At 68.0% G+C, this 6,870-nt stretch carries 9 protein-coding genes; 1 reads left to right on the top strand and 8 read right to left on the bottom strand.

Going from position 1 to position 6,870, the window contains the following annotated elements:
- Nucleotides 1-378 precede the first annotated feature (378 nt).
- From BCF74_RS06210 to BCF74_RS06220, 3 genes are all read right to left on the bottom strand, one after another.
- Nucleotides 379-1,329 (bottom strand): hypothetical protein, encoded by a 951-nt coding sequence (locus tag BCF74_RS06210; RefSeq protein ID WP_146132885.1) that lies wholly within the window; start codon nucleotides 1,327-1,329, stop codon nucleotides 379-381.
- 67 nt (nucleotides 1,330-1,396) lie between these two features.
- Nucleotides 1,397-1,786, bottom strand: coding sequence for a type II toxin-antitoxin system VapC family toxin (locus BCF74_RS06215; RefSeq protein WP_106297087.1), 390 nt, complete (start codon nucleotides 1,784-1,786; stop codon nucleotides 1,397-1,399).
- Nucleotides 1,783-2,001 (bottom strand): type II toxin-antitoxin system Phd/YefM family antitoxin, encoded by a 219-nt coding sequence (locus BCF74_RS06220; protein ID WP_218279205.1) that lies wholly within the window; start codon nucleotides 1,999-2,001, stop codon nucleotides 1,783-1,785. Before BCF74_RS06220 ends, BCF74_RS06215 begins: the two co-directional genes overlap by 4 nt.
- A 322-nt stretch (nucleotides 2,002-2,323) precedes the next feature.
- Between BCF74_RS06220 and BCF74_RS06225 the strand changes: the two genes are divergently transcribed.
- Complete coding sequence (locus BCF74_RS06225) at nucleotides 2,324-3,790, top strand: arylsulfatase (protein WP_170070151.1); 1,467 nt, start codon at nucleotides 2,324-2,326, stop codon at nucleotides 3,788-3,790.
- A 110-nt stretch (nucleotides 3,791-3,900) separates the two neighbouring features.
- On the opposite strand, the gene BCF74_RS06230 is transcribed toward BCF74_RS06225, so the two are convergent.
- The 5 genes from BCF74_RS06230 to BCF74_RS06250 all read right to left on the bottom strand — a co-directional run.
- Entirely contained in the window at nucleotides 3,901-4,923 is a 1,023-nt protein-coding gene (locus tag BCF74_RS06230) for an LLM class flavin-dependent oxidoreductase (RefSeq protein WP_106297089.1), read from the bottom strand.
- Between the two features lie 52 nt (nucleotides 4,924-4,975).
- Nucleotides 4,976-5,389 (bottom strand): PIN domain-containing protein, encoded by a 414-nt coding sequence (locus BCF74_RS06235; RefSeq protein ID WP_106297090.1) that lies wholly within the window; start codon nucleotides 5,387-5,389, stop codon nucleotides 4,976-4,978.
- Nucleotides 5,386-5,598, bottom strand: a complete 213-nt coding sequence (locus BCF74_RS06240; RefSeq protein ID WP_106297091.1) for a type II toxin-antitoxin system VapB family antitoxin — start codon at nucleotides 5,596-5,598, stop codon at nucleotides 5,386-5,388. Before BCF74_RS06240 ends, BCF74_RS06235 begins: the two co-directional genes overlap by 4 nt.
- A gap of 49 nt (nucleotides 5,599-5,647) precedes the next feature.
- Nucleotides 5,648-6,496 (bottom strand): type I methionyl aminopeptidase, encoded by an 849-nt coding sequence (map, locus tag BCF74_RS06245; protein WP_106297092.1) that lies wholly within the window; start codon nucleotides 6,494-6,496, stop codon nucleotides 5,648-5,650.
- 42 nt (nucleotides 6,497-6,538) lie between these two features.
- On the bottom strand, nucleotides 6,539-6,870 hold a 332-nt coding region (locus BCF74_RS06250), incomplete at its 5' end, for an NADPH-dependent FMN reductase (RefSeq protein WP_146132886.1).

Genomic DNA, 6,870 nt, shown 5'->3' on the forward strand with positions numbered 1-6,870 from the left:
CCTCTCGTCACCCTACCCGCGGACGCAGAGCCCCAAGACGAGAGTTTGCGCACACCACGACCCAGAACGGACTGTGCGGCCCCACCCGGACTTCAGTGGGGCGCACAGCCATGCCGCCGGTGCGACAGCTGATCACTCACACCCTAGGAGCGCCGGACATATCGCAAGTCCTTGGGCTCCCTTGCCGCATTGCCAGATGAGTCGCCGCGCCTCTGCATCAATCGAGGACGAAGTACCAGATTCCATGCGGCCATGGTGGCCACCCCAAAGACGAACCCGGCGAGCACATGACCCTTCAGGAACAAGCAGACGACACCGGCCGTGCTGGCAATCAGCACTATGAAGTCTGTCACTCGAATGGCTCTCACTTCATGAACCCTAGGCGCAGTTCTTGGCATTCACGGCTGTGAATCCCGTGCGTGGAGGGGTAATCCGGCTCTGGTAGCACGTCCAGTTCGAGATCGCCTTGGTCTTGACGATATAGACGACCGCCGCGAGTACACCCCCAAGGTTGACGGACGGCATAGCCCCACAGATCACCTTGGCGATCCTCGCATAGGCAATGGGCAGTTTCACGAAGCCATTGCAGGTAGCCCAGGCCCCGACACCACCGAGCGCAGTGATGGCTGATGCGAGCCCCTTGAGCTGATAGCCGTAGAGGTTGAGGTACAGACCCCAGCCGACCGTGATGATGGGGTCGGCAACGACGGGGAAGGCGGTCTGTCCCGTGGTCGCGACGACCTGGGTCAGGCTGCTGCCCTTGACCTCGTAGCGCGTCTCGACGGCCTTGCCGGTGGCGTCCTTGGCCCACGGCTTCTCGATGTTGGCGACGAGGTTGCCCTCACCTGCCGGGTCCACGACCGCGACCGAACCGTCGGGCAGCAGCTGGAGCTCCTTGCCCGGGAAGTCGTACGAGATCCGCTTCGGGCTCGACGGCGACTGCAGAACACTGAGGAGTTGGGTTGTCCCTTCGCCGACGCGCTGACCGACGTGCGTCACGCCCTCGTCGGACCACGTCTTGCGGGCGCCAACGGTCTTGCCGCCCTTGGCGCTGCGAATGGTGATGGCCAGACCGTCGGCGTCGACGGTGTTGCCTGAGACTGTGAGCGCTCCCGTCGGCGCGGCGACGCCGGCCTTCGTGAGGACCGTTCCGAGGTCGTCCTTCGGTGCGGCGAACGCGTGCCCGCCGCTGAGGATGGTGAGGCAGGCAACGACAAGCGACACTACCCCCCTGCTGATGTGCTTCATTTTCCACTGCACTTTCGTATCGTCGGAGACGACGATTTCGCCCCCGCACAAAAAACGTAGCCCCCAAGCGAATGATCGCAAACATACCTTTGGGGCCCTCACGGTGAACGACCGATCAACACGCGCGCCCCTCGGAATGGATGCTGAGTCAACTCAGGAGCAGAACCTCGACCGGATAGTCGGTAAAGACGCGGTCGCTTGTGAGGACCGGTACGTCCAGCGCCCGGGCCATGGTGATGATCAGCCGGTCGAACGGGTCGCGGTGGACGGGCGGCAGGTCACCCAGCGCCAGGACGTGGTCCGGCTCGATGGGCACCGGACGCATGGCCCCGGCGGCCATCATCGCGGGAAACCACTGCTGCGGTGGCGTCGGCAGCTCCAATTTGCCCAGGTCGTACTTGATGGTGATTTCCCACGGCACCACCGCGGGCACCAGCCGCTCGGTGTCGGGACGACTCACGACCTCGAGGTGTGGGCCGAGCCGATCAGGGTCGCTGTGCGCGATGAGGAAGGCGCTGGTGTCGAACAGGACCCTCAACGTTCGGCCCCGAAGACATCGGCAAACTCCGCAGGCAGCTCGTCGAAGTCCTCGTGCACGACGATCGGCCCACCCTGACCGAAGCGCGGCGAGCGGTCGCCGAACGGGACGACCACCGCCACCGGCACCCCCCGCCGTTCAATCACCGTCTCGGTTCCCCTCTCAGCCGCTTCGATGATGCGTGAGAGGTGCGTCTTGGCCTCATGGACGCCCACCCTCGTTCGACCAACAGACTTAGTCATGAACTTAGTCTATCAGGGCTTTGGTGCAGTGCTCAGTGTCGGGTTATGGCTGCCTCGCCTCACTCGGAGGCCGCCACAACCCGACTCTCAGGACCGTGAGCGCCGGGGCGCGGGTCCCGTCAGCCGCGCCAGCCGAGGGGGCAACCTCGGCGAGCAGGCTCCGCAACAGCCGCGCGTCAATCCACCCCGGAGCAGGTTAGGGGCGTCAGCGAGCTCCCATCCGGAGGGACGGAGCGGCATCCACGAATTTCTTGCAGTCGTGCAGAAAATCGCGGATCGACCTATCGTGGAGAGCATGGAATCGCCACGTACGACGTCAATGGAGACACGCACGCAGCAGCCGCACCCCGCGGCACACCCGACGACCTCGTCGACCCCCACCTCGTCCATCGGCCGCCGCGGAGTGCTGGCCGGAGCGGCCGCCGCGCTCGCCGGCCTCGGCGCCCTCCCCCAGGCACGAGCCGCGACCGGCTCCCCCGCCGCCACGTCCGGCACCCGCCCGAACATCCTCTTCGTCCTCGCCGACGACCTCGGCTGGGGCGAGCTCGGGAGCTACGGACAGCGCACCATCCGCACCCCGGTGCTGGACCAACTCGCCGCGGACGGAATGCGCTTCACCGACTCCTATGCCAACCCGACGTGCGCGCCGACCCGGTTCTCGCTCCTCACCGGCTACCACACCGGGCACGCGCGCATCACCCAGAACACCCAGGCCATCACCGGACTCGTCCCGTCGGACGTCACCGTCGGAGAGGTCCTCCAGGACGCCGGCTACCGCACGGCGTGCATCGGCAAGTGGGGATTCGGACCGGACAGCGGCGACAGCCCCAGCCACCCGAACCTGCACGGCTTCGACCACTTCATGGGCTACCTCACCAACCAGCACGCCCACGACTACTGGCCGACCTACCTGTGGCGCAACAGCGAGCGGGTCGAGTACCCCGAGAACGCCTCGGCCGACGTCACCTACTCCGGCACGATCTTCACCGACGAGTGTGTCTCGTTCCTCGAGGACGACTCGAGCGACCAGCCGTTCTTCCTGTTCGCCTCGTACACCACGCCCCACGCGCCGAACGCGCACCCCACGGACGCGCCCTACTCCGGCCAGCCGTGGCCCGAGGGCGAGCGCATGCACGCTGCGCAGGTCACCTGGCTCGACGCCCAGGTGGGTCGCCTCCTCGACACCCTTCGCCGGCAGGGCACACTCGACAACACCCTCGTCATCTTCACGAGCGACAACGGCCCCCACAAGGAGGGCGACTACCCCTGGGTCGGCAGCACGACGACACACGACGTCGAGTTCTTCGACAGCAACGGACCCTTCCGCGGACAAAAGCGCGACGTCTACGAGGGCGGTATCCGGGTCCCTATGATCGCGCTGGTGCCGCCGTCGATGCGGACCGACTCGACGCCTGCGGCCGGCTCGGTCATCGACACCCCGACCGGGATCTGGGACCTGCTGCCCACGTGCGCGGACGTCGCCGGGGCCCCCACACCGGCGGGTCTCGACGGACGTTCCTGGTACGGCACCCTCACCAGGGGTACCGACATCGACCGGCCCTACATCTACGTGAGCAGCCCGGAGGGCGGCTTCCGCGAGTCGGTGCGGTTCGGCCAATGGAAGGCCGTCCGGACCCCGTGGTCGAACGGCACCCAGCTCTTCAAGCTCGCCAACGACCCCGGAGAGACCCGCAACATCGCCGCGCAGCATCCGGCCGTCGTGCGGCGCGCGGCCACGCTCATGGCCGACGCCAAGGCCTGACCCGCGTTCAGACGTTCGGTGTCGGGTTGTGGCTGCCTCAACGCCACCGGCAGCAGCCACAACCCGACTCCGCGACCACCCCCGGACCAGCGCCCCGGGGCGCCGCGCCCTCAGTCGCGCCAGCCGAGGGCCGGGGCCACCTCGGTGAGCAGACTCCGCAACAGCTGCGCGTTGTAGTCCACCCCGAGCAGGTTCGGGATCGTCAGCAGCAGCGTGTCCGCGGCCGCGATCGCCTCGTCCTCGGCGAGCTGACGCACGAGCTCGTCCGGCTCCGCGGCATACGTCTTGCCGAAGCGCGCGACGGACCCGTCGATCATTCCGACCTGGTCGCTGCTCGCCCGGTCGGCGCCGAAGTTCGCGTGGTCCTGCGCGGTGACGAGCGGGAAGATGCTGCGGCTCACCGACACCCGCGGCTCGCGCTCCCACCCGGCCTCGCGCCACCCGTCGCGGAAGACCTGGATCTGCTCGGCCTGCAGCTGGTGGAACGGCACACCGGTGTCCTCGGTGAGCAGTGTCGAGCTCATGAGGTTCATCCCCTGCTGCGCGGTCCACTCGGCGGTCGCGCGCGTGCCGGCGCCCCACCAGATGCGGTCCCGCAATCCTGGCGAGTGTGGCTCGACGCGCAGCAGGCCGGGCGGGTTGGGGAACATCGGCCGTGGACTCGGCTTCGCGAAGCCCTCACCCTCGATGACCTCGAGGAACTGCGCCGTATGCCGGCGCGCCATGTCCGCATCCGACTCACCGTCGCGCGGGTCGTGCCCGAAGTAGCGGTAGCCCTCGATGACCTGCTCGGGCGATCCCCGGCTGATGCCGAGCTGGAGCCGTCCACCGGCGATGAGGTCGGCGGCGCCGGCGTCCTCAGCCATGTAGAGCGGGTTCTCGTAGCGCATGTCGATGACCCCGGTGCCGAGCTCGATCCGGCTCGTCTTTGCACCCGCCGCCGCGAGCAGCGGGAACGGCGAGGCGAGCTGCTGGGCGAAGTGGTGGACGCGGAAGTAGGCGCCGTCCGCGCCCGCCTCCTCGGCGGCCACCGCGAGGTCGATGGACTGGAGCAGCACGTCCGAGGCAGTGCGAACCGCCGACTGGGGGTGCGGGTTCCAGTGCCCGAAGGAGAGAAAGCCGATGCGCTTCATACCTCATTCAAGCACCGCCCTGACACCGCAGCATTCCTGCCGCGGGGCAACATCACCTGGTCGGCGGGACGTACTCCTGCTGAAGGTCGCAGACGCGGGCGATGTGGTCGAAGTCGCGGTCGGCGGCAAGGACGGTGGCGTCGTTGACGATGGCGTAGCCCGCGATGAGGATGTCCTGCGGGCCGGCCGCGCGCACCAACCCCGCCGACCTCAGGGCACCCTGAATGTCCAGCACCAGCGACTCTTCGGGCGCGCGCTCAAGAGGAAACCCCAAAGAGATCCGTTCCCTGTAGAGGTCGAACTCCTGCGGCGTGCGGGCGCTGTGGCAGAACTCGAGCACCTGCGGGGGGCAGGTGACGAACAGGTCAGCAGGAGAACGCTCGATGCTCCGGAGGCGACCGACCATGCCTTCGTCGCCAGCAATGGCCCGCGCCCACACCGAGTTGTCGACGAGGTAGTCGGTCACGACCCACTCGTGGGCGGCACGACCGGTGCGCCCAGCTCGTCGGGCAGATCGGTCAGCTCCAGGATGCCGTCGATCATGACCCCCTTCTGCTTCGAGGCAATCAGCCGACGGAGCGCGAGGTCGAGCACCGCTCGATTGCTCGGCTCGCCGGTGAGCGCTCTGGCTCGCTCGATCAGGGCCGGGTCCAAGTCAACGCTTGTCACTGCCATGCGCCACTCCTCTGCACCCGCTGCTTATATGACCGAGTATATACCCCCGTCAGGCCAGCGGTGCGTATGCCGCTCCGAGCTCGCGCAGCTTCGCCTCACCGCCGTCGACGGCGGTGAGGACCCAGAGCCCGTCCGCGGTCGCGGCGACGGTGTTCTCCCAGTGAGCGGCGCGCTGGCCGTCGTTGGTGACGATCGTCCAGTCGTCGTCGAGGACCCGGTTGGCCTGGTCGCCGAGAGTCACCATGGGCTCGATGGCGACCGTCGTGGCGTCGACGACCTTGGGGCCCTTGCCGCTGACGCGGTAGTTCGGGACGTTCGGGTCCATGTGCATCGAGGTGCCGATGCCGTGGCCGACGTAGTCCTCGACGATGCCGTACTCACGACCACGCCGCTCCCCCGCTGCGGTGACGCTGTCCTCGACAGCGGCGCCCACGGCATACAGGCTCTCCCCCACCTGAAGGGCCGCGATGCCGGCCCACATCGACGCCTCGGTGTCGTCGATGAGCTCGAGGTCCTCGGGGCGACCGGCCTCGCGGCCGCCGACGATGACGGAGATCGCCGCGTCGCCGTGCCAGCCCTCGACGATGGCGCCGCAGTCGATGGAGAGCAGGTCGCCCTCCTCGAGCACGCGCGACCCCGGGATGCCGTGGACGATCTCCTCGTTGACCGAGGTGCAGAGCGTGCCGGTGAAGCCGTGGTAGCCGAGGAAGCTCGGCACCCCGCCGTGGTCGCGGATGTGCGCCTCGGCGAGGGCGTCGAGCTCCTTGGTCGTCATGCCGGGACGGACGGACTCGCGCATGAGCTCGAGGGTGCGCCCGACGAGGAGCCCGGCGGTGCGCATGAGCAGCACCTGCTCACGCGTCTTGGCCTCGATGCGCTCACGTCCGAACAGTCCCATGACCCGTGAACCTACTCCCCGTGGCGCCCGCGCCCCAATCGGTCAGCCGGCGGTGACGGCGTCGAGGTCGAGGACCTTGCCGTGCAGCTGGTCGAGGAGCTCGCGGACCACACCGGCCTTCCCCACGTTCGCGTCCATCGTGCCGTCGACCGCGAGGTCGGCACCGAAGGTCAGGCCGGTCGAGCCGACGACGTCAGCGCGCAGGTGGGTGAGGACCTTGGTGAGGTCGGCCTGCGCGTCACCGGCACCGCCGAAGCCGTAGCCGACGACCGCGACCGGCTTGTCCTGCCACTCGGCGTAGAGGTAGTCGATCGCGTTCTTGATGGTCGCCGGGAAGCTGCGGTTGTACTGCGGCGTGACGATGACGATGGCGT

Origin of the sequence: Knoellia remsis (assembly GCF_003002895.1) — a bacterium.
Classification (GTDB): Bacteria; Actinomycetota; Actinomycetes; order Actinomycetales; family Dermatophilaceae; genus Knoellia; species Knoellia remsis.

Coding starts and splice junctions, on each gene's coding strand:
- BCF74_RS06225 (WP_170070151.1), top strand. CDS start 2,324: ATGGAATCGCCACGTACGACGTCAATGGAGACACGCACGCAGCAGCCG.
- BCF74_RS06230 (WP_106297089.1), bottom strand. CDS start 4,923: ATGAAGCGCATCGGCTTTCTCTCCTTCGGGCACTGGAACCCGCACCCC.
- BCF74_RS06240 (WP_106297091.1), bottom strand. CDS start 5,598: ATGGCAGTGACAAGCGTTGACTTGGACCCGGCCCTGATCGAGCGAGCC.
- map (WP_106297092.1), bottom strand. CDS start 6,496: ATGGGACTGTTCGGACGTGAGCGCATCGAGGCCAAGACGCGTGAGCAG.